This window comes from Candidatus Thermoplasmatota archaeon (genome assembly GCA_038884455.1).
Lineage (GTDB): Archaea > Thermoplasmatota > E2 > DHVEG-1 > DHVEG-1 > JAWABU01.
The window spans coordinates 20440-44337 of sequence record JAWABU010000003.1; the positions used below are offsets into that span (position 1 = coordinate 20440).

Here is a 23898-nt window from a genome sequence, read left to right on the forward strand (position 1 = left end):
GTTCATGGTATCTCAAGTATTTTTTTTATTTTTTTGAATGAATAGGCATTGAGAATATCTTTTTTTTCAAGCCAACCACGGCGTGCTTGAGCTACTCCAAATTGCATGAAATCGAGATGGTTAACTGCATGTGCATCTGTGCCAATCACGAATCGAATTCCATATTCTCTTGCTTGCTTGATATGTACATCATTAAGATCAAGTCGATCAGGAAATGCATTGATTTCTAAGAACATATCTGTTCTTTTTGCGGTGTCAAATATTTTTTCAACGTCAACTTCGAAAGGTTCTCGTTTCCCAATCATTCTTCCTGTTGGATGGGCAAGAAAATCAGCAAATCCTGTTTCCATTCCAGAGATGATCCGTTGGGTCATTTCTTTTTTTGTCATTTTAAAGCGGGAATGGATACCGATATACACAAAATCAAATTCAGAGAGGATCTTTTTTGAATAATCCAAAGTTCCATCAGGAAGTATATCGCATTCGGTACCGTAAAGAATCATAAAATCTGAAAAAGTCTCATTTAGTTTTCGTATTTCTGACAATTTTTTTTTGAGTTTTTCTTCAGATAGACCGTTTGCTATTTTCAACGACTGGGAATGATCTGTACTTCCTAAAAATTGATACCCTTTCGTCTGAGCGTATTGTGCGAGTGTCGTCAGATCATCAAATCCATCACTCCACCTTGAATGAACATGAAAATCACCTTGCATGTCATCATACCGTACAAGAACAGGTAATTGGTGTTTTTTAGCCGCATCAACTTCACCGCGATTTTCACGAAGCTCTGGCTCAATATATGACAATTCGAGCTTCTGATAAATATCCTGCTCGTTTTTTCCAGCAACATACTTTTGATTTTTTTTGGTAAACAGTCCATACTCACTAAGTTTGTAGCCTTTCCTACTTGCAAGACTTCGAACAGCAACATTATGTTCTTTTGATCCGGTAAAATACTGGAGAGCAGCACCATAACTCTTATCGGGTACAACCCGGATATCAACCTGCAGCAGATCATCTAATTGCACGCTTGTTTTGGTTACACCTTTCATCAGTACTTTCTTGACTCGGGGAAACTGGATGAAATACTCCATGATCTGTTCAGGATGTTTTGAGCTTACCAGAATATCAAGGTCACCGATAGTTTCCTTCATTCGGCGGACGCTTCCTGCAAGACTGACTGCATCGATTTTTGTATTTCGCTTGAGATAGTCGAGATATTCCATGCCATCAACATAGGCAACATTGAGCAGTACTCGGCCGGTTGTTTGTTCTCTCAAGCTGATACCTCGCAGTATATTTCGTTCGGTGATTTCACCAAACCCCTCTAAGTGTCTTAGTGTTCCATGTTCACACGCTTTCTTTAAATCAGCAATGGTTGTAATTCCAAGTTTTGTATAGAGTGCTGCAACTTTCTTAGGACCAAGACCAGGGATCTCTAACAATTCAAGGAGTCCTTCAGGTATTTCTTTTTTTAATTTCTCAAGATATCGAATATTTCCTGTTGTGAGAAGTTCGAGTATTTTTTTTGCCAATGCTTCGCCGACTCCAGGGATGTTTGTCAGTCGTTTTTCTTCGGCGATCTTTTCGATATTTTCATCGAGCCCTTCGATAGTTTGTGCAGCAATTCTGTATGCTCGAATTTTAAAAAAATTTTCACCTTTGATATCAAGAAGATTTGCAATTGTATACAGTGTTTCCGCGACCATCTGGTTCTTCATAGTTTTTCTTCGCATCCTTCAAGAAATATGATTACGGTAACGTCATCTCCATCGAGTAATCGTAATTTCTCGCGAAGGTTATCCTTAGAGATGAGTTCAAGAATATTTGAATAATGACTTCTTTTCGGTAGAATGATTGCTCCTGGTATATCGTTGATCATTGCATGAAAACATATACCCCCACCAAAGGTTCTGTTTTCTGTTTTAAACTCATCAATAGTAATACCTTTGCAGTTTTTTAACAACCGAAGTTTATTACGCTCGACAGAATCAATTTCAACATTGAGTGTTCCAGGATAGGGCAAAAACTGAAGTTTGTTTTGGAACTGAACTGCATATCCTTTTTGTTCTGTGTAATATTTTCCTTCACCAAGACCAGATACAACTTTACCTTTGAATACAATCTTATTTGGTAGATCAAATATTTGTTTATACAATGCATACTCATCAGCTAAGATATCGGCACCGGCTTGGGTGATTTGTATCAATTGTTTTTTAATCCCAAACTCGCGCGAGATCATTCCTACTTTTTCTAATTCAAGAAGATATCGTGATGCTGTTTGTTGGCTTGCGTCTAATCGTGCTGCTAGTTCTTGTGAAGAGATCTCGACACGATTTCGCATAGCTCCAAGCAATCCGAGTTCTTTTAGCGTTTGAAGTAGGTATGGTTTCATAGCTTTCCTCCAATAAAATATTTTTTTTTGTTATTTTCCCATTTTTTCTGCTAGTTTTTCTCCTTCGGTGGTAAACCAAATGGTATTTCCCTTCTGTTCAAGGATCCCTGCATTGATAAAATCAGAAATAATTTTCTCTGCAACAGATCGAATTATGCGCTGTTTTTTGATGATACGATTGATATTTTTTTCTCCAGAGGCAATTTCATAGAATATTGCACGTCGATGTTTATTTGAAAGTATAAATCCTTCATCCATAGGTATAACCAATATCTTAATTTATTGGTATCACATAAAGCTTTTCAAAGGTATGTTTCGAAATATTCCAACAATTCTATCTGCAGAGCAACTGCTAGATCAGGCAATTCGGAAAACAAAAAAAATTGTTGTTGCTGATCCAATTCGAAAGTATAAAATCAAAAAGGAGATCATCGCCCGCACTGATTCTTTTGTTCAGATGATTGCGTCACAGTTAGATAGTTATGTGAAGAATTTTCCGTCTATCGATCGTCTTCATCCATTTTATCAAGAACTCATTCATATTCGGATTAATACCGATAAACTAAAAAAGTCTCTTGGCGCGATAAGTTGGGCGAGTCGCACCGTTGCTCAAATCTATTCTCAGCAGCAGGGTTCTTTGAAAAGAACAAATGATCTATTCTTCTTAAAACAAAAACAAAAAGAGATCTATGGACGAATCTCTTCAGTTGTAAAACAAATAGATTTGCATCTTCTCTTTGTTGCAGGCGCACAAAAAATTATAAAAGATTTTCCTGAACTGTTGGATGTTCCGACGATTGTTATTGCAGGGTATCCAAATGTTGGTAAATCATCATTGTTACGTCGATTGTCAAAGGCGACCCCGAAAATCGCTCAGTATCCTTTTACCACGCAGGAAATCCATGTAGGTCATCTTGATCATATTGTACGTTATCAAAAGAAAACGTATCAAATCATTGATACACCAGGTCTTCTTGATCGCCCGATGAATCAGAAGAATCCAATTGAAAAGCAGGCGATTGCCGCGCTTAGTCATCTTGCAGACATGATCATTTTTATAATCGATCCAACAGATACCTGCGGGTATTCTCTGGATGATCAAAAAAAATTACTCGATCGAATTCAAAAAATGTTTCATGATGTTCCACTACTTCTCATTGAAAATAAGTCTGATCTTCGAACAACAAGTACTCTTCCTGGTGTGCTCCGAATTTCCTGTAAGACTAATCAAGGAATTGAAGTTTTAAAGACAAATATCTTTAAAGTATTAGAACAAGTATAACCGGATGTCTACCTGCATATATATGTATAATATTATGTGCGAAAAATGCTCTTAAAAGCATATCTTATTCTGTATATTAGGAAGAGAAGAAAACAACTTATTCCCTTTTTCGAATAACCCCCTCTTTTCCCCCCTCTATTCTTCCCTTCCTATTATTCTGAAAATAATACAACGACACTACAGATATTTTTTGTTATCTTAATTTTTTCAAAAACGCATATATTTTTTTCAGAAAAAAGATTTATCCGGGAAAGATCCCTATTAAAAAAGAATAAAAAGTTTTTATCGGCGGGTTTTGATTGTTTGCATAATTTCTTTACCAAACTCAGTGATACCATATAGGCGAATATTTTTTCCGCCAGTTTTTTCTTGGATCAAATCAAGATTTAAAAGTGATTCTTCTTCTTTGTACCGTGTACCCATTCCCCGTAATGCACCGATAACATTTGATGGAGAAGCACCAACATGGTATGCTATTTCTGAGGTGTAGCTATAGTTAGGATTTATCTCTAAAAGATATTCAGCGATTTTTTTTCGGATATTGCTCCTGCGTAATGCTCGAATTGCGAGAGGTCGTTTTAATTCGAGCGAATCAGCTGTATGATTGTCTCCAAGCATCCCATCCACGATCCTTTCAAAAAGCAAATGTACTACTGTTTTATATACTATTCTACAGGGAATAACTAGCTACATACGTTATTGGATATTTTCATGCACCATTAGCTGCATAAGCACATAGTAATTCTATAATGATTCATATGTTTCAATAGTTGTGTAGGAGTATTCATGTCTGGCTTATACGCATATCAACTTACGTATTATTCAAACTAAGAAAAATTTGTAATTACAGATGAACAATGTTCTGATAGAGAAATGCGGGCGCCGGGATTTGAACCCGAGTTTTAAGCTTGGCAAGCTTAAGTGATACCAGACTACACTACACCCGCTTTAAAGTATGTGTAAGACCAGAACCTGCAGGTCCTTAAAAAGCATTACTATTTAAATTGAACTTCGATAGTTTTTATTTTTTAGAATATATTTTTGTAGTTTATTCTGAGAAAGATATAAATATTAGATTTTTCAATATATTTTTGAGTACGCGTATGAGAGCGATTTCAACTTTTATCATCATATTGATATTTTTTTCATCGTTTCTTCAATTCTCTACAGTACAAGCGCATCCTCTCCAGTTAAGAATTGATTTTCAAAAAAATTCTTTGCTGCAACAAAAAATAGTACCCAAAATGATACCGAAGGTTGTTTCTAAAACAAGTACTGACTATGGTTTTAATCCTACTGATATAACATTGTCTGATGATGGTTTCCATAGGTCAGATATGCTTCATTTTATTGAGTGGTGGTATTTTGATGCAATATTTGAAAATGGGTATAGTGCCCAGATGAGTATCCGTGTTGTTAACGCTTTTGATCTGGGTATTGTTTATTCTCGTCTAGATATCTATAAACATGGGATTCTTCTATCTCACAATCAAGAATGCTATTTATTTGATATGTTCATTGCTTCATCCTCTCAACCACTCATATATCTCGATGGAAAGAAAATAATACAAGGATATATCGATGAAAAAACAGATACATTGATTTTCGATGTGTGTTTTTCATTTTCTCAAGCTTCTGCGGATCTTCGTTTTATAGGATTAACAAAGGGATGGAAAGGGCAACTCCCTGGTGGAGATTGGTGGGGTGTTATTCTTCCTCAGGCAGCGGTAACCGGTTCACTAACACTTCACGATCAAAGTATTCCCGTGTCTGGTCGTGGGTATCATGATCATAATTGGGAGGTAACCGCTAGTGCAGGGCTGAATTTTGGCTGGTTTTGGGGAAAAATCTCGAGTAAAAAATATGCGGTGACATGGTCAACGATTCTGTCAACACGATTTATCCGTCAGCCAATTCTTGTTATAAATACACAATGTGGTGGGTATCTCAATATACCATCCCCAGATATTGATTTTGCTGCGCGTAACTATTCTTTTGACAGTGGTTTGTTATTGCCACATAGCTTTTCATTGGTGGTTCATACCAGCGATGTTGATATGAAAATTGATATCGAGGTTTTATCAGTTCACCATGACCGTATTCTCGCTGTTCTTAATTACTGGAGATATCATGTCAAATGTACTGGGTTTATAACAGTACAAGGAATAACCGAACCTGTTGATTCAATTGAGATCGCTGAGTTTTTACGATTTCGATAGGTATATAGGTTCTTTTGGTATCTTTTCTCCAGATACCAAATATTTTTATGATACTTATTGATTATCCCCCTCTTGCGATTGGGTGATTTCGATGTCAACTGATACGAAAATAGATCAAATCTGTGATGGACTTACTATGATTAGTGAAGATAACTCAATCCCAAGGAATATTCGGCGGGGTGCAGAAGAAGTTAAACAAATTTTACTGCAGAAAGGACCGCCCATTGATCTCCGTGTAGCTACTGCGACCTCTCGACTTGATGAGTTGGCAAATGATCCAAATATCCCTCTCCATGGCCGTACACTTATTTGGAATATCATGAGTCGATTAGAGGAATTAGCATAATTTTTTTACCATTGACTGTAGAATAAGAAGAGTTGGATGATATGATTCGTATTGGCCAAGCCGGTATACCTCTCTCATGTAAAGGCAGGACAAATAAAGATGGTATTGTTTATACGCATAAAAGCCTTGATCTAAATGCTATCGAAATTCAATTTGTCCGTGGACTATATGTTATGTCTGATGAAGAGGCACAATTTATTAAAGACTATGCAAAAGAAAACGATATTGAAGTGCATGTACATGCACCGTATTACATTAATCTTGCTGGCGATGACGAAGAGCTTGAAATGAGTTTTGAAAAAATCATGAAAGCCGCTGAGATGGCTGAAAAAATAGGTGCAAAAACTGTTATTATTCATCCTGGTTTTTATGGAGATGAAAACCCAAAAAAGACGTTAAAAACAATCATAAAAAATTCGAAGAAAATCGTAGGAATGTTTAAGAAAAAGAAAATGAAAGTTCGTCTTGGTTTAGAAACTATGGGGAAGCAAAAAGTCTTCGGTTCTCTTGATGAAGTTATTGAAGTTTGTAAAAATGTTAAAGAAGTTATTCCAATCATTGATCTCGGCCATATTCATGCTCGTGGTAATGGATGTTTAAAAGAAAAAGAGGATTTTGAACAAATTTTTACAAAATTAAAACCACTCAGATTACGTCATTATATCATTCACATTACAGGAGTTTTACATGAAAATGGTAACGAATTTTATCATATTCCAATAAAAAAAGGAGATATGCCGATCGCACCGTTAGTTGATGTAATTTTAGATCATAATTATAATGTTACCTTAATTTCTGAATCTCCATTGCTTGAACATGATGCTGTGTATATTCGTCTTCAGGTTGAAAAAGCGATCATGAAACGAACTGGGAAAGAACAAGCGTATTATAAGGATCTCTCTGAAGTTGTATGAATCAGGATGCCGTATTTCATGAATCGGTCAGATTTATTGAAAAGAAAATTCAACATATACTTGAAAAAATTTCACAACATGAGATTGATTCAGTTATCTGTTTATTTTTCAAAGCAAAACGAATTTTTGTTTACGGTGCTGGGCGTTCCGGTTTAGTTGCAAAAGCTTTTGCTATTCGTTTAGTTCATCTTGGTTTTCAAACCTTTGTGATTGGCGAAACAATCGGTGCACCGGTAAAAAAAGGTGATCTGGTTTGTATTATTTCAGGATCTGGAGAGACAATCCCTGCAGTGATGACCGCAGAAATAACGAAAAATATTGGTGCAAAACTTGTTGTTTTTACGGGAAATCAAAGCTCACGTATCACCAAATTTGCCGATATTTCTCTTATTTTGTCAACTGAATGTAATGATCATGAACGAAAGAATTTTGCCCCGTTAGGAACCTTATTCGAAGCGAGTGCATGGATTTTACTTGATGGCATTATCTCTGAATTGATGCATAAAAAGAGAGAAACCGAGGAAACTATGCGTTCTCGACATGCTACTCTAGAACTTCCATGAAACAATAATGCTATTGTCCCAAATATATTTTTTGAGAAAATGAATATCTCTTGCATGATATGTCGTGTGATTGCAAGCTTCCAATATATTTTTATAATGAATTTTGTCTACCGCTTTTCAAAAGAGGCATCTTACAATGAGTTCCGTTTCAACGTACACCCGACAACCGATAGTCAGTGTTCTTGGTCATGTCGATCATGGCAAGACAAGTTTACTTGATTATATCCGTGGCTCAACAGTTGCAGCTCGTGAGGCTGGTGCAATCACCCAGCATATCGGTGCCACCGAAGTTCCTATTGATGCGATATATAACGTCTGTGGTAGTTTGTTAAGTAATAAGAAGTTTATTGTTCCGGGTTTGTTGTTTATTGATACTCCAGGTCATCATGCATTTACTACTCTGCGATCTCGAGGAGGATCTCTTGCAGATATTGCCGTTCTTGTCATCGATATTCAGGAGGGATTCAGACCACAAACCCATGAATCGATAAGTATACTTCGTCAATACAAAACTCCGTTTATTATTGCAGCAAATAAGATTGATGCGCTTTCAGGTTGGCAAACGTTAGAGGGCGATGCGAAATCTCGTCTGGAAAATCAACGGGTGCCGACAAAATCATTATTTGATGAAAAGCTGTATGAACTCATTGGAACAATGTACGATAAAGGGTTTAAATCAGATTTATATTTTAATGTGACTGATTTTCGAAAAACAATCCCGATCATTCCTGTTTCTGCTAAAACCGGTGAGGGAATTCCAGAGTTACTCATGATCCTCGTTGGTCTTGCTCAGCGTTTTTTAGAAGCAGATCTTACTACCGATGAGAGCGGCGCAGGCAAGGGAACAGTTCTTGAAGTCAAAGAAGATGTTGGTCTTGGAACAACGATTGATGCGATTATTTACAGTGGTCGGATTACAAAAGATGATACTATTGTTGTTGGTACATCGACTGAGCCAAAAGTAACAAAGATTAAAGCGTTGTTGAAACCAAAACCACTTGATGAAATCCGTGATCCTCGTGAACGTTTTGATAGTGTAAAAGAGGTTCATGCTGCTTGTGGTATTAAAATTTCTGCGCCTCATCTTGATACGGTTATTCCTGGTGCTCCACTTCGTGTTGTTCGCGATAATCTGCAGGAGTTGATCGATGAAATAAAAAGTCAGACTGCTGTAAATATTACGTTGGATAAGCAGGGTATTCTTGTCAAAGCTGATGCGATTGGTTCACTTGAAGCTATTGTTAAGGAATCTCAGGAGAAAGGGATTTTCATCCGAAAAGCAGAAATCGGGAATGTATCAAAACGAGATATTGTCGAGGTTGCTTCGCTCACAGATCCGCTGGAACGGGTGATTTTTTGTTTTAATGTCAAGATTCTTCCCGAGGCAAAGGAGGAAATTGGACATACTGATGTAACTATTCTTGAATCTGATGTAATCTATACAATTATTGAGAATTACGAGATATGGCTTGAGAAGAAAAAAGCTGAAATCGACAAGGCACGCAGACAGGATTATGTTCATCCCGGAATGATTAAGTTTCTCCCGGAATATGTTTTTCGATTGAGCCATCCTGCGATTTTTGGGGTTCGTGTTCTCGCTGGTCGAATCAAGGTTGACATGCGGCTGATGAAAGATGATGGAAAAATCATCGGTTCGATTAAAGGAATACAATCGGACAATAAACCAGTTCAAGAAGCGTTGCAAGGTCAGGAGGTTGCAATTTCAATTGATGGGGTCACTATTGGACGGCAAATAAAAGGCGGTGACATTCTTTTTACTGATATCCCTGAGGTTGATGCAAAAAAACTCAAGGAGCTCGAAGTGTTGACTAGTGATGAGAAAGATGTTTTACAAAAAATCATTGATATCAAGAGGAAAGAAAATAAATTTTGGGGTATGTAATTTTTTTCTGAGTATCTTTGGTTATAGATATTTTTTTAAATGAGCTGTATCACTCCTGTGTAGAGCAGGATCATAAAGAGAATTGTGAGTAATGAACCGATTGCGACAATAGTAAAGGTTTGTTTACTGGGAAATCCCAATCCGGTCCCAATGATTGTTGTTGACATGGCACCAGTTCCCTGGAATGGTATAAACATAAAAATAAGTAAAGCAAGTGGGAGAAGCGTACCATATCTTCGTGCTTTGATTGCCTCGGTTTTTTGATGGAGTTGATCATACCACTTTTTCAGTGAAATATGTGTTTTGTAGAGGTGAGGTTTGCGTCGTCGAATTCCAATGAATGGAAACGCAGGGATATGTTTGATGAGAAGTTCTATGATCCACCAGTTTGTAATGATGATGATACTGACAAGAAGATCAAATACCCAGAGTGTTACCGCCCAGTAATGTGCTGGGATGCCTTGGCTTAATCCAAGTGGTATCACTGTTTCTTTTCCAGCGGGCGGTATGAAGTATGCAAGCGATAATGCTGAATACCATGTTTGTTGATGAGGAGGCAATTGGTTGAAAATAAGAATAAAAACTAATGCTCCAATTCCAACAAGGATACTAAAAAAACTATATTGAATGATGTGTTTTTTTCCTGATTCTGAAAGAGTATATCTTTTTTGGTTGTTTGGTTTCAGAGTTTTCTTTTTTTCTGCGTCGTTCATTTTTCAATCCTGCGCTCTTTTGTTTTTATGGTGTAGAGTTGTTGGTCAGCAGCAACGCTCGAAAATGTCTCTTGTTTTTTTTGTCTGAAGAAACTTATTTGTAGGTTATTTTTATGTAATGAAATATTGAATAAGTGGTTTTAATCCAAACCATTGCAGGATGTTTTGATCCCACATCACTAAGATTAAACCAATTAAACTCAGGAGAGTGAACCATACCCAGTAGGTGGAAACGATTTGATCAATTTTTAATCGAGCAATTGCTACTCGGATCAGCGTTACTGAAAAGAGAACTACCAGCAGGATTTTTACCAGATAAAAAAGAAAATCAAGGAGGTATCCAGGGATTGTCCCAGTAATACTGTGAAAGATCTCAAGTTGAGTGAGGTTATAGGGGAAAAATAGGGCAACGATAAGAGATGCCATAACCATAGTTTTTACTCCATCAGTAAGATAGAATAAACCGAGGTTTCGACCTGAGTATTCAGCGAGGAGCCCACCAGCAATTTCAGTTTCTGCTTCAGATGCATCAAAAGGTATTTTTGACAGCTCAGCAGGTGTGACAATAACGAGGGTGACGAGCATGATGATACAACCGATAAAGCCAATTGGTCCAACCGTGTTCCAGATTGGATTTGTTGTGATTGTCGTCAGTGCAAACGGCGTGGTCATTGTTCGAAGGTTCCACGCAAATCCAATTATGATGATTGCAAGGGGAAACTCGTAAGCGATCATTGTTGCCATTTCACGTTGTGCACCAACAACAGCGTAGGGTGAACCAGAGGAGAAACCGCCGATCACCATGGCAAGCGACGGAAGAATGAGTAGATATAGGATGAGGATGAGATCACCGGTTGTCGAAAGAACCGCAGGAAAACCTCCAATCGGGATATATAACAATATGGTAATAGTTGCAACCAGACCTGCAAGTGGCGCGAGGTGAAACAGCCAAGGGATTGCATCATTTGGAACTATGTTTTCTTTGACAAACAGTTTTCTAACATCTCTAAATGGTTGGCGTAGGGGTGGGCCGATCCTTCCTTGCATGCGGGCAGAGAGTTTCCGGTCAATACCTTTGTACAGTAAACCAAATATGATGCCAAAACCACCGATGAGCAAGGCACTAATAATGAGACGTGCAGCGAATTCTATCGATTGCACTGCATTCATTTAGATCACCTCAAGAATAACAAAAAGAACCGCAAGGATTATGGTAAACCAGATGACGTAATCACGAGCATCACCAGTATGTATTTTTGTTACAACTGTATAGACTGAACGCATGCTATGGATAAAACCCCAGTAGAGATTACTCGCAGTCACATGGGTTTGATCTGAGGAATACTCAATGTTTCCTGAGAGAAAAGGTTGTTCTTGATCAGTATTTTTTTTGTAGTCTTTTCTCCCAAACATTCGAAGAACATAGATCAACAGGAAGATAAAAACAAATGCGAGAATCCAAAGAATCGGATGCCAAAAACCGCTTCCGGTGGAAAATTTTTCAAGGAGTGATTCTACAAGGTTCATTGTTTACATCCCTCCTAAAACAGTGGTGATATATTGTGTATGATTGAGGAGTGCATGTGCTGCTGGTTGAATGATCGTCTCTAAAAAAAACTCAGGGAATACACCAATGAAAATAATCAGTCCTGCAAAGAAACCCATGGCAACAAGCATGCTTTTTGGTACTTCTCTGAGGACCTCATGGGTCTGCGGTTTTGGTCCCATGAACACTGCATAAAAAACTTTGACGAACACTGCCAGCAATAAAATACTGAAGAGGATCTCAATAATCGCAAGGATAGGATTCAGTTGAAATGTTGATTCATACAACATGAGTTTTGAGTCAAATCCGTTGAAGGGAGGCATTCCAGAAACTGCAAATAATCCAATTATAAAAAACACCGTTGAAAATTTCATATGATGGGCAAGACCCTGCAGGTCATCTAACGTTCTTTTTTTGGTAACATAGTAAATTGCACCTGCAACTAAAAAGAGCAGACCAATATCAAGGATATCATTGAATATATGAAAGATACTCCCTTGTAAAGCAACAACACTATATGCTGGATAACTTATGTTGTTTGCTGTATCGATGGTTGCTGATGCAAGGCGTACCCCAACGCCGATGAAAATGTATCCGATTTCTCCAACAGCAGCAAAAGCAATCAGCCGCATAAGATCACGTTGACGCAATGCCATGAAGATCCCAAGAATTATTGTTATTACAGCAAGTGCAATGATAAACCAGCCTACGATAATCGATGTCTGCGGTGTAATGGTTGTAAAAACACTACCATACAGAGTAAAACAAATTCGTAAAACACCATAGACACTTGCCATGGTTGCTCCCATAATGACGATGGTAATTGAAGGAGGTGCCTCTCCGTAGGAATCAGGAAGCCAGAGATGCAACGGAGCAAGCCCTGCTTTTAATGCAAGCGCGCCGAGGAACAACACCAAGGTAATTTTATCAAGATATGTATACTGCAGGAGGTTTGCTAAGGTTGCAATATTTAATGCATTATACTGCGCATATAAAAGACCTATTGCAAATAAAACAAACAATGCGGCAATCGAACTCACAACAATGTATTTGAATGCTGCTTCAAACACTTCAGCACGGTGCACCCAGAATGCAATCAGAGCACATGATGCGATACAAGATATTTCAAGAAATACAAAGAAATTAAACAAATCGCCGGTCAGAACCATGCCAAGAATACTAGTCAGCAGTAATAAAAGCAGCGTGTAATATTTATCAAGTCCGTCTTGATTTTTCATAAAACTGAGCGAATAGATACTGCCAACAAATGCAAGGAGCAACGCAATTGACGCAAAAAGTATGCTGAATGCGTCAACTTCAAAAAGGATACGTACTACCGGAAGTACTAGGTTTGAATCACCGAAAATATAGATGCGTGGTCCATGGACGAGCACGTCAAAACCAAGAATTCCAAAAACAACACTGGTAACTACTATCATAACAACAACGAATATATTTCGAGCTTTGTCTCCAATTCTGCTGACAAGCGGGGTGAGAAACGCAGCAAGGAGCGGTGTTGCAACGACCAGTGCAGGTGAATGAACAAGGAGGTTGTCGAACCAGTTCATTCTTTTAACCTCCGTATTTTTGAAACATCAAGTGAACCATACTGTTTATAGATGTGCATCACCAACGACAGCATCAGTGCAAGCACAGCAACTCCGATAACAATACTGGTTAGGGTAAGTGCCTGAGGAACAGGAAACACCATGCTTGATGGGACGTTGCGGATAACCTCTGAAGGTGCGCTGGTGTAAATCGGGGCAACACCTCCTTCTCGATACCCAAGTGTTATGAGGAACAGGTTAACACCGCTTTCAATAATTGTAATTCCAATGACAATTTTGATGAGATTTTTCCGAAATATTACTGCATATAAACCGATGATAATGATAATAACAACTGCAATAAAAGGAAAATTCATCATCATTGCTTCCACCTCTTACTATTACTGACAAACGCCATGATAAGAATGATAATGAATAATCCTGCAATGACTTTGACACCGACCGCGAAGTTCATCAGGGGAAGTACACCACCGGTATTGAAATCAGCAGCAGTATCTTGATATGGGGGGATAGTTCCAAAAAGACTATCTGTTCCAACTATAAAATTATTAAAAAACATACCGCCAACGCCAAGACCAAGAAATGCAACGAGAATAAAACCGAACGCACCGAGGCTTTCAAACAGGGATAATTTTTTTTCACTGATGTGTTTAAACACCCAGGTTGATCCATAGGCGACCAGCAGCAATGCACATCCCGAAGCGACGATAGCACCACCTTGGAAACCACCTCCCGGGGTGAGATGACCATGCGCAATCACATATAACCCAAATATCATGATCAGAGGAAATAATACGTTTGAAACAGTTTTCACGATTTTTGACATTTCACTCATGTTTTCTCCTCCTGAATAACATGATGACTGCAGCAACAGCGGTGAAAAGAATAGTTGCTTCACCTAAGGTATCAAATCCTCGGTAGTCGAATACAATAGCAGTTACACCGTTATTTGTCCCAGTTTGTTGTTGTGTATTTTGAATCATATAATCATCCATTGATGTTTCATTCGGCTCCCCAAAAGGATGGATGATGAGTGTACCAACAACAAGAAAAACAGTAATCACCGCAAGTGTACATGATGCAGCAATGATTCTTTTTTCCATACTGTGTTATTCCTCCTCCATTCGTTTTGTTGATTTAATTGCAACAACAAGAATCGCTGTAGACAGACAGGCGCCAACACCAGCTTGAGCAATTGCAACATCTGGTGCTTGGAGTAAGTAAAATTCAAGTGAGAGAAGGAGACTCATAGCACCTAATGCGAGTGCTGCTGCGATGAGATCTTTGAGAAACACTGCAAAACCACAGGAAATAATGATTAAAAATATGATGAGTAGATTGAGCAGTTCAAACCACATCGTTATCCTCCTCAGAAGATGTTGTATTTTGTTTCTGTTTTTTTTTCTTTACGTGTTGTTTTTTTGGCGGTTTTTCTTCCTTTAGATGGTCTACCACCGCTTGTGCTGGTTCGACTCCAGTCCGATGTGCTGCACGTGCAATTGCGTGGGCACCAACAGGATTTGTTAGAAGTATTGCTAGGAGTGCAACTGCAGCATGAATTGACAGAACTGACCCGTTCACATCATGGTTCCACCACATTTTCAAACCAAAGAGGATCACAGAACCGATTAAAAATATTGATCCGAACGTAGTGCATTTTGTTCCTGCATGTAATCTTGTATATACATCAGGAAAACGAAGTAATCCGATACCTGCAAGTAGATTAAAAAAAACTCCAACGCCTAGCATGAGGTAGATAAGGGCATCAAAGATGCTGCTGAGCATTTAGAATTCACCTCCCTCAAGATATTTTGCGATGAACAGTGTTGCGATAAATGAGAGAAACGCGTAGACGATTGCCACGTCGATGTAAATTACTTCTTGGTATGCAGCTCCAAAAAGTACCATGGCGACGATCACAATAGTATTGATGGTATCAACACCGACAACTCGATCTGGTGTCGTTGGTCCTCGGAATACGCGAATAATCGCCATGATGATACTAAGGGTTAAAACAGTGATAACTAGTAGGAGTGTGGTGAACCATTCAGTCATTCAGCAATCCTCCGTATCCACGTAGGAAACTTCCCGCATATCTTTTGGTAGGGTACAGGTTTTTGTTTGATGCTGTCTTCATCAACGTTAATCCAATGAATGTAGAGAGTATTTTGTTCTTCGTCGATGTCGACACTCAATGTTCCTGGGGTGAGGGTGATTGAGTTTGCAAGCATAGTTATTCCAAGGTCGGTATGAAGGTCTGGTGAGATTTTTACAATACCTGGTTTTATTTTTCCTGTGATGACTCGATACGCGACATCAAGGTTTGCTTTTATGAGTGCGATGAAAAAAGGACCAATGATATACCCTATGAAAATGAACCATCGAATAGGATTAAGCATTCGGAAGTTGTTTTTGATAAATATATTTCGTGCTATGATACCAACGATTACTGCAAGGATGCTTCCAAAGAATAGTTCGATCCAACTCCACAATCCAAGAATCTCACTTCCGCTCCCTGTTGTAAGACCAAGGTAGAATATCAGAGCGATGATTGTCGTTACGATGAATCCTTGAAGGTTCATTGATGCCCTCTTTGAAGTTTTTTCAAGGGGTGCATCATGGTTTATTTGATCATTATTATTTTTGTTCATAGTGTTCACTTTTTTTTATTCAACGATTAATGTTTTTGAATATTTATCAGTATCTGCAAGGAGAAATTCAGTACTCATCGTCAAACAATGCACAGGGCAAATATCATTGCATTGCGCACAAAAAGTACAGCGGGCAAGATAGATTTTTATCTTTTTTTCTTCTGGTTTAAATTCAATTGCTTCTGAGGGACAGACTTTTAAACAGAGTTGGCATCCGATGCATTTTTCTTTTTCGTAGACGATTTTCCCTCTGAATTTTTCAGGTGTTGATATCGCTGGATGTATCTGTGTTTTTCCAGCAGAAACCTGGTTGAAAAATCGTGTTGTTGAGGCAGGTACATATTTTCGAGGAAACTTATTGGTAAAAGGTTTTTTGAACATTTGAAGAAAAACTTGAGGAAGCATGGTGAATCTCATGTCATAAACCTCCGTGTTTTTTCTACACTCATGTTGTGGAGTTGTTGTTTATCAAGTTCATATTGTTTTTTCTGATGTACGATCGCAACTCGATTCGTACACGACATACACGGATCAGTTGAAGCAGCAATAATCGGAATATCTGCGATCTGCGATCCTTTCAGCATCGGTATCCATGGGAGAATATTTGCATAGGTTGGTGCACGAACCTTCCAGCAATATGGTGATTCGTTTTCCCTCATTTTTACATAATGGAAAACCTCACCGCGGGGTGCTTCCATGCGGCCAAGACCTTCGCTGTTTACTTTTTTAAGATTCGCTAAAAGTTTTACCAGTTTTGATTCAGCAACTATATCACCGGCAGGCATGCGATCAAGACATTGCTCGATGAGTTCGACAGATTGTTTCACTTCAAGTAATCGGACGATAATCCGATCATACACATCTCCATTAATTTCTCCTGTTACTATATCGGGTGTGATATAATCAAAATCAAGATCTGTGTACGCGAAGTAGCCTTGATCAAGTCGGACGTCTTTTTTCACACCAGATGCTCGTGTCGTTGGACCGACAGCATTCAGTTTTACCGCTTCCTCTTTTGTTAAAACGCCAACGTCTTGACATCGCAGTTTGAATGTTTTATCATCAAGAAAAATATGGCTAAGTTTTTCGAAATTTTTTTTGTAGTATTCAAGCGTCTTACGAATAGCCGGGATCATATCAGATGTGATATCACGACGTACACCACCAATCATGGTGATCCCTTTGGTAACTCGATTACCTGTTAGATATTCAGTGAGGTCTAATCCTTTTTCTCGCATTTCCCAGGTGAGAAAGAGAACCGAATCGAACCCAATTTCATGCGCAGCAACCCCTGCCCAAAGGATGTGAGAACAGATACGTTCGAGTTCACCGTGGATAATCCTGAGATATTGCGCTCGTTCTGGGACTTGAATCTTTGCAGCACGTTCAACAGCAAGTGCAAATGCCATCGGATGACAATATGAACAGATACCACAAATTCGTTCAGCAAGGTATAGAATCTGAAGAGGATTTCGTTGTGTTGCTGCCCATTCGATTCCCCGGTGAACATGACCAAGCCGCACTGCAACATCAATAATTTTTTCTCCTTCAATTTCAAACTCAAACAGTACTGGTTCTTTGAGGGCGGGATGGATTGGACCGATCGGTAATTGATAGGTAGTTTTGGTTTTTGCCGTAGTCATGGTTTTTTCACCTCATGGAGGTTCCTGATATGGCGCTGAGGACCGGTTTCATCACGTCTCCAGGGATACACATCTTTGGGAAAATCATCAGAGATGAAAACTCGTGTATTTACTGGGATGCCGATGATGGTAACTCCAAGCATTTCTTGTTTTTCTTGTTCTGAAATTAATGCTCCAGGAAATAGATCAGTAATAGTTTCAAGTGAAGGATCTGACTTTTGTAAGGGAACTATAAAATTGATTGATATCTCTTGTTCACGATGACCCTGAAACAGTGAGAAATGATAGACAAGTTCGATGGTTTCACCAAGATCATATCCAGAGGCTACGGTAAAATGCGGTTCAGGGGTGAAGGTAAACAGATGACGGATACAATCTTTAAATATCTCTTTTGTGATACGAATCCACAGATGGCGTATCTCTGTCTTTTTTATACCCGTTGTAAATGTTTCCAGGCGGGTCTCTTCAAGGCCTTTTTGAAACTGGGTTTTATACGAGGTAAGTATCTCTTCTGCGGTGAGAATAGCATTCATTTGTGTCCCTCTGCGGTTTCAAGTTTCATCCAAGCTTGTGCTACTCCATTGATGATATTTTCCGGTCGAGGTGGACAGCCAACAACGTAGACATCAACAGGAAGGATGTTGTCTATTGGGCCGACAAGATTGTATGATTCATAAAAGACATCACCGGTATTGCCGCAATTTCCGACACAGATGACTGCTTTGGGATCAGGCATTTGTGCGTAAACTCGTTTTACTTTTTCTGCCAGTTGTCGTGTCACCGGACCGGTAATGAGAAGAACATCAGCGTGACGTGGTGTTCCAACAAGGCGAATTCCAAATCGTTCAACGTCATACCGTGGGCATAGGGCTGCGATGATCTCGATATCACAGCCGTTACATGAACCTGAATTGCAATGATACACCCATAAAGCTTTTTTAAATGCCTTTGGTAGTTTTTTAACCATTTTGTACCCTCAAATCCTAACTGGGTATTCCTCAAAACTATTAGAAAGTTACGGTTTCTCTCTGTATCTTTATCTCTGGGGAATATGAGGTTTTGTTCATGAGATGTTATGCACATCTTTTTTGTTGTATGTGATAAAGTTATACAGATTTTTTATTAAAGTTTACTAAAATAGATGTATATGTACTGGTTTCAAACTCGTTTTTTTTAGGTACAAATGCTAATATAGTATTTTTTGATACCGGTTATCATCATGATTTCAATTGATGATATCAAACAAGCAGAGCTTGATGCACAACAAGCAATTGAACAGGCGAAAAAAGATGCAGAAAAGCTACTTGAAAAAACAAAGAAAACTGGTGAAAAAGAAAGAAAGAAACTCATTGATTCTGCTCATGATGAACTTCAAAAATTAGCTGAATCATCTGAAAAAAACATAAAAAAAACCATCGAAAAAATGCGGCAAGAGACACAAAAAGACATCATCCGACTACAGCAAAAAGCGCAGGAAAACATCAACAACGGTGTCGAATACATTATTACGCAGGTTATACAGGAGGGGTAATCTATTCTCTTCCCAGCACCTATGAAAAAAGTATCAATCGCGGTATACCAAGATTATATTGCAGATGTTATCAGAAAAATCTATGAAGCAGGATATCTTGAAATTATCGATATATCTCGTGATGAAACAAAAGGTTCTCAGGAAGTTTTAGATGCTAAACTATCTCAGGATATTTCACGATGTACTGAGTATGAACTTCGATTATCTCGACTGATTACTCTTTTCCAGAAATATCAAAAAAAATCAAAAGGGATTCGAAGCCTTTTTACTATCCAACAACCCCCCATTCAGACCGTTCAGGATCGTTCGTTGTCTGAAATCTATGTTGATGTCGATACAATTTTGAAGAAAATCGAGAATCATCTTCTTGAAACTGATAAACGAATTGGAGTCCTCTCAGAGGAATATCAAAAGGTTTTAACGAGTCTTGAACAAGTCAAATTGTTGCGTTTTTTGGATTTTGATCTCTCACATGTAGGTCAGTCATCTCATCTTTTTATTGTTGCAGGGATGACAACTCAGTTTCAACAACTCGAAGAACAACTGAAAAATTTTGAATTTGTTGAACTTTTTTCCCATCAAGTAAAAACTGGGAAGAAAACCACATGGGTTGTCGTTTGTGTGGTTCATCGTTCAGAGCAAGAAAAATTCGAAAAAGTCGTTCGTGATAAGATCACGTTTTTTGATCTCACCTCAGTATCCGGTTCCCCAAAAGATGCTCAGTCTTTTCTAGAGAAAGAAAAAAAAAGGATTGAAGAAGAACAACAATCACTCTGTTCATTCTTTGAGAAATATCGAGATACCTATCTATCTGATCTTTATGTTCTTCGAGAGGAGTTGCAGCTTGAACGAATTCAAATAGAAATTAAGAAAAATTTTTCAAAAACAAAAACAACGTATGTTATTCAAGGATGGGTGATAGAAAAAAATCAAGAAAAACTCCAGGAGTTAGTATCAGAAACTTCGCAAGGATATTTTGATTTTTCAACAGATGAACCTTCGATGGATCAAGATGCTCCTCCAACGTATCTTGAGACACCACGTTGGGCACAATCTTTTCAAATGTTTCTTGAACTTTTTGCAACACCAAAATACAATGAATTAAATCCAACGATTTTTATGGGATTGTTTTTAGTGATTTTCTTTGGATTTATGCTCGGGGATGCTGGATATGGCTTAGTCATCTTGTTATTGTCACTTTTCGGTTTTATGAAATTTGGTAAACAGAGTTCTTTAATACGGCAATGGTCATTTCTCGGTTTACTACTTGGTGTTTCAACAATTATTGTTGGTTTACTTACGAATAGTTTTTTTGGCGATTTTATTCCTCGCTTTATCTATCACGATCCTTCGAAACCATTATACAGTCTTCCAGCTTTTGGTCTCCCCTTAGAACCTCTTCGAGACCCTCTAACCATCCTAACGATTGCGCTCATCTTTGGTTTAATTCATCTGAATGTTGGAATACTGCTTGGTATACTCCAGGCAGTACACCATAAAAACTATAGAGAAATGTTGACCCGTCATATCCCTTGGATTCCTCTGCAACTCGGTGGAGGAATACTCATTGGTAACTTCATCCTTGGCTGGACGATTGATACGTCTGTCTTATTCAGTGCGATTCTATTGACAATAGGTGGTTTGCTCCTCTTATTTATTCACGATGGACCGCTTGGTTTTTTTGGAATTACCGGGTATGTTGGTGATTGGTTATCCTACGCACGGCTTCTTGCGTTAGGACTTGCAACGTCAGGTATGGCTCTTGCGTTTAATGTGATTGGAGAACTTGCAGGAATCATCCTCATGCCGATTATTCTGGTACTTGCGCATACTGCAAATGTCATTATTCAGGCTCTTGGAGCTGGTGTGCATGCATTGCGGCTCCAGTATGTAGAATTTTTTAATCGATTCTACGAAGGAGGCGGACGAACGTTCACGCCTTTTAAAATAAAAAGAACATATACAAAAATTGAGGAAAAATAAAAAATGGTTCTGGAGGAAGAAACATATGAAGATAAAAAAAAGAACAGTTTTTGCAATTCTCCTGTTGATTGCAGTGATTGTATCGACAGGATTAGCAAGTGCACAAGAAGTTGAAGAAGATCAAACACCCCTTGTTATTCTTGGGTGTGCATTGGCAATTAGTATCGCAGGAATATCATCAGCGATTGGGCTTGCTCTTGCAGGTTCATCTGCGGTTGCGGTTACGGCAGAAAAACCACAGTTATTTGGAAAACTCTTAGTTCTCCAAGTGTTACCGATGACTCAATCAGTCTATGGTCTCCTGACTGCGATTCTTCTCATGCTTGGTGTTGGTCTTTTAGGAGGGACACCTTCAGCGTCACTTTTGCAAGGAATGGGTGCTGTGTGGATTGGGTTGATCGTAGGGTTAACTGGTACCTCAGCGATTAATCAAGGAATGGTTGCATCCTCATCGATCAGTGCTGTCGGAAGAAACCCTGATGTTGCAGCTCGAGGCATTATCTTTACGGTTATGACGGAAACAATAGCAATTTTTGGCCTTCTTGCTGCGATTCTCCTTATGGTTGGGTTAAAATTCCTAGGTTAAACAAAAATTCAATGTGACGTTGCTATGTCTGCAGAAAAAATCATTGAACGTATACGAAAAGATACAGCTCAAGAACTACAAACAATCCAAAAAAAAGTAGAACAAGAGGCAGACCAACTCCTGAAAACACTTCGAAAAGAAGCCAGACAAGAAGTTGAAAAAATTTTAACTGAGGGCAGGCAACATATTGAGGCCGCATCAAAAATTCAGATTTCACGGGCGACACAAGACCTGAAACGAGAGTTGGTAACAACAAAAGAAGAAATCATGGAGACCTGTTTCCGCCGAGCTCTCGAGCAGTTATCGCACCTTGATGACAAACAATATACTGACGTTATCACTCGTTTTATGAAACAAGGAATCAGTCGTTTAGGGACCACATGTACTGTTCTTGTTTCTCGCGATATTGATCGAGTAATAGCCCAAAAACTCGGGCTTTCAGTATCTGGAACAGTTGATGCTCCTGGTGGTATCATTCTTGTCTCGCAGGACGGCAGCATTAAACTTGATTATACGTTTTCTAGTATTCTTCAGAGAAAAAAGGATGACTTGAGAATACATCTTGGTTCTCTTCTCTTTGAAGGAGCAGGTGACTAATACATGTTTGATTGGTTGACAAACCCATATCATATTACCTTTTGGATTCCGGTATGTGGAGGAATTAGTCTTGTTGTATTTTTGATTGCACGACCATTGTCAACCTACATGAAATTTATTTACCCAACTGCAAAATATGAAGCGATTGGTAATCCTTTTATTTTACCAAAAGAACTGGAGAGCATCCTTGAACTTTCTACAGTGTCTGAATTTAAAGAGAAAATAAATCAAAAAAAGGATTATGTTCTCCAGGGAGATACCCCCGGTGAAATCCAGAAATCTTTAGATAATCATGTACTTCAAACAATTGACATGATGAAAAAAGATAGCTCAAAAAAAATGCAAGCTTTTTTTGACACCTATCGTAAAAAATATGATTTATTTTTCGTAAAAAATGAATTGAAAAAAAAACTGTTGGGTATTTCAACTCAAAACATATCTGCTGAATTTCTTCTTCCCTGGACACAACGTTTACTTCAAGATATTTATGATACCCCGTCAGAAAAATACTCTGAACTGTTAGAATCATATGGTTTCAATCAAGCCGAGGTTCTGAATCTGAAGACCAACCTACAGGATGTGTTTTTGATTGATGCTCTCTTTGATGCATATTTTCTTCGTGAATTGTATCAGGTTAAAGTCCCCTATAAATGTGACTCTGCAAAAAGAGAACTCGTTCAAACACTCATTGATATCTATACAATAAAACATGTGCTCCGTGCGAAACATCTTGGCTATGATCATATTTTTTGTAAAAAATTATATCTTGGACAGGGGCGGGAGATCGCTCCATGGAAATTTACTGAATTAATCGAACAAAGTACCGTATCTCACGTTCTCCATGCTCTTGAAGGAACATCATATTATACATTTATTACTAAGCAGGTTGATCTGTCCGATGTCGAAAACTCTCTTCAAAAAATTGAAAATATTTTAGATATCTATCTTCTCCAACGTATGAAAGAACTATCGATGAAAAACTATATCAATATTGGTCCAACAATCCGTTTCCTAATTTCAAAAGAATTTGAAATTCAAAACCTTAAAATCATCTGTAAAGGAATCAATGAAAACGTATCAAAAGAAACAATTAAACAATTCCTAATAACAGAGGGAGATCCATGAAGCTTGCTGCACTGTGTGATCGTGATACTGCTGTAGGTTTAAGACTTGGTGGAATCCATGAGATTTTTATCGTTGACGGAAATCCTCAGAATGTCTTTGATCAAATACGAGCAAGAAATGATCTTGGAGTGTTATTTATCACAGAATCAATTGTGGAACAACTTGGGAAACCACTGAAAGAGTTTCGATTGCGACATCAACTGCCATTGATCGTTGAGATCCCTGATAAAAAAGGTCATATTGAGGATCATATTGATTATGTTTCTTATCTTATAAAAAAAGCAGTTGGGATTGATATTGGTAAAAAAGAAAAATAAACACTACGGAGGATAC

The 23898-nt window shown here is 38.3% G+C and carries 31 protein-coding genes and 1 tRNA gene; 12 read left to right on the forward strand and 20 right to left on the reverse strand.

Annotated elements, in window-relative coordinates; translation table 11 throughout:
• Positions 1–2: 2 nt before the first annotated feature.
• Genes polX through QXL17_00930 form a run of 3 tightly spaced genes read right to left on the reverse strand, consistent with a single transcriptional unit; the run spans position 3 to position 2653 of the window.
• Entirely contained in the window at positions 3–1721 is a 1719-nt protein-coding gene (gene polX / locus QXL17_00920; protein MEM4257698.1) for a DNA polymerase/3'-5' exonuclease PolX, read from the reverse strand.
• Positions 1718–2395, reverse strand: a complete 678-nt coding sequence (locus tag QXL17_00925; GenBank protein MEM4257699.1) for a DUF120 domain-containing protein — start codon at positions 2393–2395, stop codon at positions 1718–1720. Before QXL17_00925 ends, polX begins: the two co-directional genes overlap by 4 nt.
• Before the next feature lie 30 nt (positions 2396–2425).
• On the reverse strand, positions 2426–2653 hold the full coding sequence (locus QXL17_00930; GenBank protein ID MEM4257700.1) for a hypothetical protein: 228 nt from the start codon (positions 2651–2653) through the stop codon (positions 2426–2428).
• 52 nt (positions 2654–2705) lie between these two features.
• Between QXL17_00930 and QXL17_00935 the strand changes: the two genes are divergently transcribed.
• On the forward strand, positions 2706–3677 hold the full coding sequence (locus QXL17_00935) for a GTPase (GenBank protein ID MEM4257701.1): 972 nt from the start codon (positions 2706–2708) through the stop codon (positions 3675–3677).
• A 282-nt stretch (positions 3678–3959) separates the two neighbouring features.
• On the opposite strand, the gene QXL17_00940 is transcribed toward QXL17_00935, so the two are convergent.
• Together QXL17_00940 and QXL17_00945 are read right to left on the reverse strand one after the other, a co-directional pair.
• Positions 3960–4295, reverse strand: a complete 336-nt coding sequence (locus tag QXL17_00940; GenBank protein ID MEM4257702.1) for an archaellum operon transcriptional activator EarA family protein — start codon at positions 4293–4295, stop codon at positions 3960–3962.
• Between the two features lie 256 nt (positions 4296–4551).
• Positions 4552–4624 (reverse strand) — tRNA-Gly (locus QXL17_00945).
• A 156-nt stretch (positions 4625–4780) separates the two neighbouring features.
• Here QXL17_00945 and QXL17_00950 point away from each other — a divergent pair.
• The 5 genes from QXL17_00950 to infB all read left to right on the forward strand — a co-directional run bounded on the left by QXL17_00950 (position 4781) and on the right by infB (position 9622).
• Positions 4781–5896, forward strand: a complete 1116-nt coding sequence (locus QXL17_00950) for a hypothetical protein (protein MEM4257703.1) — start codon at positions 4781–4783, stop codon at positions 5894–5896.
• Between the two features lie 91 nt (positions 5897–5987).
• The gene (locus tag QXL17_00955; protein ID MEM4257704.1) at positions 5988–6242 is read left to right on the forward strand and encodes a UPF0147 family protein; all 255 of its coding nucleotides are present in this window, start codon (positions 5988–5990) and stop codon (positions 6240–6242) included.
• Between the two features lie 41 nt (positions 6243–6283).
• Positions 6284–7156: a TIM barrel protein gene (locus QXL17_00960; GenBank protein ID MEM4257705.1), complete on the forward strand. Its 873-nt coding sequence runs from the start codon at positions 6284–6286 to the stop codon at positions 7154–7156.
• On the forward strand, positions 7153–7719 hold the full coding sequence (hxlB, locus tag QXL17_00965) for a 6-phospho-3-hexuloisomerase (GenBank protein MEM4257706.1): 567 nt from the start codon (positions 7153–7155) through the stop codon (positions 7717–7719). Before QXL17_00960 ends, hxlB begins: the two co-directional genes overlap by 4 nt.
• 136 nt (positions 7720–7855) lie before the next feature.
• Positions 7856–9622 carry a translation initiation factor IF-2 gene (infB, locus tag QXL17_00970; GenBank protein MEM4257707.1) on the forward strand — a complete coding sequence of 589 codons (1767 nt, stop codon included), beginning with the start codon at positions 7856–7858 and terminating at the stop codon, positions 9620–9622.
• Between the two features lie 35 nt (positions 9623–9657).
• Here infB and QXL17_00975 read toward each other — a convergent pair whose 3' ends face one another.
• The 15 genes from QXL17_00975 to QXL17_01045 form a co-directional block, all read right to left on the reverse strand.
• Positions 9658–10335 carry a small multi-drug export protein gene (locus QXL17_00975; GenBank protein MEM4257708.1) on the reverse strand — a complete coding sequence of 226 codons (678 nt, stop codon included), beginning with the start codon at positions 10333–10335 and terminating at the stop codon, positions 9658–9660.
• Positions 10336–10446: 111 nt separating this feature from the next.
• Positions 10447–11505: a complex I subunit 1 family protein gene (locus tag QXL17_00980; GenBank protein ID MEM4257709.1), complete on the reverse strand. Its 1059-nt coding sequence runs from the start codon at positions 11503–11505 to the stop codon at positions 10447–10449.
• Complete coding sequence (locus QXL17_00985) at positions 11506–11862, reverse strand: hydrogenase (GenBank protein MEM4257710.1); 357 nt, start codon at positions 11860–11862, stop codon at positions 11506–11508. It abuts the gene before it with no gap.
• Between the two features lie 3 nt (positions 11863–11865).
• Positions 11866–13449 carry a proton-conducting transporter membrane subunit gene (locus QXL17_00990; GenBank protein MEM4257711.1) on the reverse strand — a complete coding sequence of 528 codons (1584 nt, stop codon included), beginning with the start codon at positions 13447–13449 and terminating at the stop codon, positions 11866–11868.
• The gene (locus QXL17_00995) at positions 13446–13811 is read right to left on the reverse strand and encodes a sodium:proton antiporter (GenBank protein MEM4257712.1); all 366 of its coding nucleotides are present in this window, start codon (positions 13809–13811) and stop codon (positions 13446–13448) included. The genes QXL17_00990 and QXL17_00995 overlap by 4 nt, the downstream gene beginning before the upstream one ends.
• The gene (locus tag QXL17_01000; GenBank protein ID MEM4257713.1) at positions 13808–14284 is read right to left on the reverse strand and encodes an MnhB domain-containing protein; all 477 of its coding nucleotides are present in this window, start codon (positions 14282–14284) and stop codon (positions 13808–13810) included. Before QXL17_01000 ends, QXL17_00995 begins: the two co-directional genes overlap by 4 nt.
• The gene (gene mbhE / locus QXL17_01005; protein MEM4257714.1) at positions 14277–14552 is read right to left on the reverse strand and encodes a hydrogen gas-evolving membrane-bound hydrogenase subunit E; all 276 of its coding nucleotides are present in this window, start codon (positions 14550–14552) and stop codon (positions 14277–14279) included. Before mbhE ends, QXL17_01000 begins: the two co-directional genes overlap by 8 nt.
• 6 nt (positions 14553–14558) lie before the next feature.
• Positions 14559–14807, reverse strand: coding sequence for a hydrogenase subunit MbhD domain-containing protein (locus QXL17_01010; GenBank protein ID MEM4257715.1), 249 nt, complete (start codon positions 14805–14807; stop codon positions 14559–14561).
• A complete protein-coding gene (gene mnhG / locus QXL17_01015; protein ID MEM4257716.1) occupies positions 14797–15234 on the reverse strand; it encodes a monovalent cation/H(+) antiporter subunit G in 438 nt (145 codons plus the stop codon). The genes QXL17_01010 and mnhG overlap by 11 nt, the downstream gene beginning before the upstream one ends.
• Entirely contained in the window at positions 15235–15504 is a 270-nt protein-coding gene (locus tag QXL17_01020) for a cation:proton antiporter (protein ID MEM4257717.1), read from the reverse strand.
• Positions 15501–16100, reverse strand: a complete 600-nt coding sequence (locus QXL17_01025; protein ID MEM4257718.1) for a Na+/H+ antiporter subunit E — start codon at positions 16098–16100, stop codon at positions 15501–15503. The genes QXL17_01020 and QXL17_01025 overlap by 4 nt, the downstream gene beginning before the upstream one ends.
• Before the next feature lie 15 nt (positions 16101–16115).
• Positions 16116–16517, reverse strand: coding sequence for a 4Fe-4S dicluster-binding protein (locus QXL17_01030; protein MEM4257719.1), 402 nt, complete (start codon positions 16515–16517; stop codon positions 16116–16118).
• A complete protein-coding gene (locus tag QXL17_01035) occupies positions 16514–17743 on the reverse strand; it encodes a nickel-dependent hydrogenase large subunit (protein MEM4257720.1) in 1230 nt (409 codons plus the stop codon). Before QXL17_01035 ends, QXL17_01030 begins: the two co-directional genes overlap by 4 nt.
• Positions 17740–18276: an NADH-quinone oxidoreductase subunit C gene (locus QXL17_01040; GenBank protein ID MEM4257721.1), complete on the reverse strand. Its 537-nt coding sequence runs from the start codon at positions 18274–18276 to the stop codon at positions 17740–17742. Before QXL17_01040 ends, QXL17_01035 begins: the two co-directional genes overlap by 4 nt.
• Entirely contained in the window at positions 18273–18710 is a 438-nt protein-coding gene (locus QXL17_01045; GenBank protein ID MEM4257722.1) for an NADH-quinone oxidoreductase subunit B family protein, read from the reverse strand. Before QXL17_01045 ends, QXL17_01040 begins: the two co-directional genes overlap by 4 nt.
• Before the next feature lie 252 nt (positions 18711–18962).
• Between QXL17_01045 and QXL17_01050 the strand changes: the two genes are divergently transcribed.
• The 6 genes from QXL17_01050 to QXL17_01075 are packed head-to-tail and all read left to right on the forward strand — an operon-like array spanning position 18963 to position 23882.
• Positions 18963–19274, forward strand: a complete 312-nt coding sequence (locus QXL17_01050) for a hypothetical protein (protein MEM4257723.1) — start codon at positions 18963–18965, stop codon at positions 19272–19274.
• Positions 19275–19295: 21 nt separating this feature from the next.
• Positions 19296–21257, forward strand: coding sequence for a V-type ATP synthase subunit I (locus tag QXL17_01055; protein MEM4257724.1), 1962 nt, complete (start codon positions 19296–19298; stop codon positions 21255–21257).
• Positions 21258–21282: 25 nt separating this feature from the next.
• The gene (locus QXL17_01060; GenBank protein MEM4257725.1) at positions 21283–21843 is read left to right on the forward strand and encodes a hypothetical protein; all 561 of its coding nucleotides are present in this window, start codon (positions 21283–21285) and stop codon (positions 21841–21843) included.
• A 24-nt stretch (positions 21844–21867) separates the two neighbouring features.
• On the forward strand, positions 21868–22440 hold the full coding sequence (locus tag QXL17_01065; protein MEM4257726.1) for a V-type ATP synthase subunit E: 573 nt from the start codon (positions 21868–21870) through the stop codon (positions 22438–22440).
• A 3-nt stretch (positions 22441–22443) separates the two neighbouring features.
• Entirely contained in the window at positions 22444–23565 is a 1122-nt protein-coding gene (locus tag QXL17_01070) for a V-type ATPase subunit (GenBank protein ID MEM4257727.1), read from the forward strand.
• A complete protein-coding gene (locus QXL17_01075; protein MEM4257728.1) occupies positions 23562–23882 on the forward strand; it encodes a V-type ATP synthase subunit F in 321 nt (106 codons plus the stop codon). The genes QXL17_01070 and QXL17_01075 overlap by 4 nt, the downstream gene beginning before the upstream one ends.
• Positions 23883–23898: the final 16 nt, after the last annotated feature.